We start from the raw sequence: 3299 nt of genomic DNA on the forward strand, positions 1-3299 counted from the left end.
GCGACGCCGGCGGCGGCCTGGGTGTGGCCGAGGTTCGACTTCACCGACCCGAGCCACAGCGGGGTCTGCCGGTCCTGGCCGTAGGTGGCGAGGAGTGCCTGGGCTTCGATCGGGTCGCCGAGGCTGGTGCCGGTGCCGTGCGCCTCGACGGCGTCCACATCGGACGGCTGGAGGTCCGCGGCGGCGAGCGCGGCCCGGATCACCCGCTGCTGTGACGGGCCGTTCGGGGCCGTGAGGCCGTTGGACGCGCCGTCCTGGTTGACCGCACTGCCGCGAACGACGGCCAGGATCGGGTGGCCGTTGGCGACGGCGTCGGAGAGCCGCTCGACGAGGAGCAGGCCGACGCCCTCACCCCAGCCGGTGCCGTCCGCATCGTCGGAGAACGCCTTGCAACGGCCGTCGACGGACAGGCCGCGCTGGCGGGAGAACTCGACGAACAGGCCGGGCGTGGACATGACGGTGACGCCGCCGGCGAGGGCCATCCCGCACTCGCCGCGGTGCAGCGCCTGGACGGCGAGGTGCAGCGCGACGAGCGACGCGGAGCAGGCGGTGTCGACGGTGACCGCCGGTCCTTCGAGTCCGAACGTGTACGACAGCCGCCCGGAGACGACGCTCGCGGCGTTGCCGGTGCCCTGGTAGCCCTCGACGTTCTCGGTGGCGTGGGCGAGGACGGCGCCGTAGTCCTGGCCGTTCGTGCCGACGAACACGCCGGTGGCGGTCCCGCGCAGCGAGGCCGGGTCGATCCCGGCGCGTTCGAACAGCTCCCACGACGTCTCCAGCAGCAGCCGCTGCTGCGGGTCCATCGCCAGGGCCTCACGCGGGGAGATGCCGAAGAACCCGGCGTCGAACCCCGCGACCCCGGGCAGGAACGCGCCGGCGCGCGTGTACGAGGTGCCGGTCCGCTCCGGGTCGGGGTCGAAGAGGCTGTCGAGGTCCCAGCCGCGGTCGGCGGGGAACTCCCCCATCGCGTCGCGGCCGTCGGCGAGCAGCTCCCACAGGGTCTCCGGGGAGGTGACGCCGCCGGGGAACCGGCCGGCCATGGCGACGATCGCGATCGGCTCGTCGGTGCGGGCGGCCTCGGCGGGCCTTGCCGTGGCCGGGCCGGCACCGGCGAGGGTGTCGAAGAGGTGCTGGGCGAGCGCCTCGGGTGTCGGGTAGTCGAACACCAGCGTCGACGGCAGGCTGAGCCCGGTGGCACTGCCGATCGCGTTGCGGAGCTCGACCGCGGTCAGCGAGTCGAACCCGAGGTCGCGGAACGCCCGGTCGACGCCGACGGCGCCGGTGCCGGCGTGGCCGAGGACGGCGGCGGCGCGTTCCCTGACGAGGTCGAGCAGCATCGCCCGTCGTTCGGCCGCGGGCAGCACGGCGAGCGGCGACGCCGCCTCGGCGGTGGTGTCGCGGGCGGGGGCCAGGCCGGCGATGAGGGGTGCGGGCCGGTTGGCGGTGAACGCGGGCGCGAACGTGTCCCAGTCGATGTCGGCGACGACGAGCGTGGCGTCGGCTCCGGTACGGGCGAGCGCGGTGACGGCGGTGGCGGGGTGCATCGGGCGTACGCCGCCGCGGCGGTGCCGCTCGCCGAGGCCGCCCGCCATGCCGGCGCCGGCCCAGCTGCCCCAGGCGATGGAGACGGCGGGGAGCCCGGCGGCGCGGCGCTCATCGGCGATCGCGTCGAGGGCGGCGTTCGCGGCGGCGTAGTTGCCCTGACCCGCCGACCCCACCGACCCCGCGAACGACGAGAACAGCACGAACGCGTCCAGCGGCAGATCCCTGGTGGCCGCGTCAAGGTGGCGGGCGCCGTCGACCTTCGCCGCCATCACCGTCGCGATCCGCTCCGGCGTCAACGCGTCAACAGTGCCGTCGTCCAGGACACCGGCAGCGTGAATGACCGCGTTCGGCGTGAACCGGGCGACCAGGTCGGCGACAGCGGCAGGATCGGTGACGTCCGCGGCTACGACCTCGACACCGTCCACCTGTACAGCGTCAGATCCGCGACGGCTGACCAGCACAACCCTGGACGCGCCCTCCGCGGTCAGCCACCTCGCGACGTGCCCGCCCAGGGCGCCGGTACCGCCGGTGACGAGCACCGTCCCGGATGGGCGCCACCCTCGCGTCGTGGCGGCCCTGGCGAGGCGCCGACCGTGAGCGGTGCCCGACCGGATGGTGACCTGGTCCTCGGTGCCGGTCAGGACGCCCGGCAGCAGGGACAGGTCGGCGTCGTCGGCGAGGTCGACGAGACCGCCCCACCGGTCCGGGTGCTCCAGTGCGACGACCCGGCCGAGACCCCACACGGCGCGCTGGGCCGGGTCGGTGGCCGCACCCCGGGTCAGGCACCACAGCGGCCCCGTGTCACCGAGCGACTGCACGATGATGAGCGCCTCAGCGGCGTCGGCGGGCAGTGCCACCACACCCGCGAACGAGCCGTCAGGGAGGCCGGTGTGAACGACCGGCGCGGTGACCGTCTCGGCACCCGCCGCCGCCAGAGCCGCCACGACCGCCTCGGAGCCGCCACCGAGCACGAGCCACGTGCCGGTGAGGGTCGCTTCGCGGCGCGGCAGCGGCGTCCAGTCCTCGCGATACAACCAGTCGTCCACAGTAGACTTCCGGTGTCGCCACCTGGCAATGGCGTCCAGGTCGCCGGACTCGACGGCGGTCCAGAACTCGGCGTCGACGTGGATGCTCCGGCGGACGGTCGGCCAGAACCGCTGCCGCTGGAACGGGTACGTGGGCAGGTCGACGCGGCGTCCCCCGGCGAGCAGCTGGGTCCAGTCGGGCGACCAGCCGGTGACATGGGCGCGGGCGACGGCGGTCATCAGCGTGAGCGGCTCGTCGCGCCCCTTCCGCATGGCGGGGATCCCGTCGACCAGCGCCGACAGCACCCCGTCCGGGCCGACCTCCAGGAACCTCGTGACACCCTTCGCCTTCAGGCTCTCGGCGGCGTCGGCGAACCGGACCGTCCCCCGGACCTGCCCCACCCAGTACTCCGGGTCGGTCACCTCGCCGGTGGACGTCGTCGCGATCGGAATCCAAGGCTTGTTGAATTTCACGGTGGCGAGGACCTCGCGGAACGCGTCGAGCATCCCGTCCATGCGTGCCGAGTGGAACGCGTGACTCACCTTCAACCGCCGCGTCTTGGCGAACCCTTGCGCCACCGCCTCGACCGCTTCCTCGTCGCCGGAGACCACGACCGCGTCGGGACCGTTGACAGCGGCCAGCGAAACACCGTCGACCAGCGCCGCGCGGACCTGCTCCTCAGAAGCCTGGATCGCGACCATCGCGCCGCCCCGTGGCAGCGCCTGCAT

General features: G+C 74.0%; 1 protein-coding gene. It reads right to left on the minus strand.

The window, feature by feature from the left end; translation table 11 throughout:
- A partial coding sequence (locus AB0I21_RS57200) for an SDR family NAD(P)-dependent oxidoreductase (RefSeq protein ID WP_360574434.1) occupies nucleotides 1-3272 on the minus strand: 3272 nt, incomplete at its 3' end.
- Nucleotides 3273-3299 lie beyond the last annotated feature (27 nt).

The sequence above is a fragment of the Dactylosporangium sp. NPDC050588 genome, from assembly GCF_040654975.1.
In the GTDB taxonomy this organism is placed as follows: domain Bacteria; phylum Actinomycetota; class Actinomycetes; order Mycobacteriales; family Micromonosporaceae; genus Dactylosporangium; species Dactylosporangium maewongense.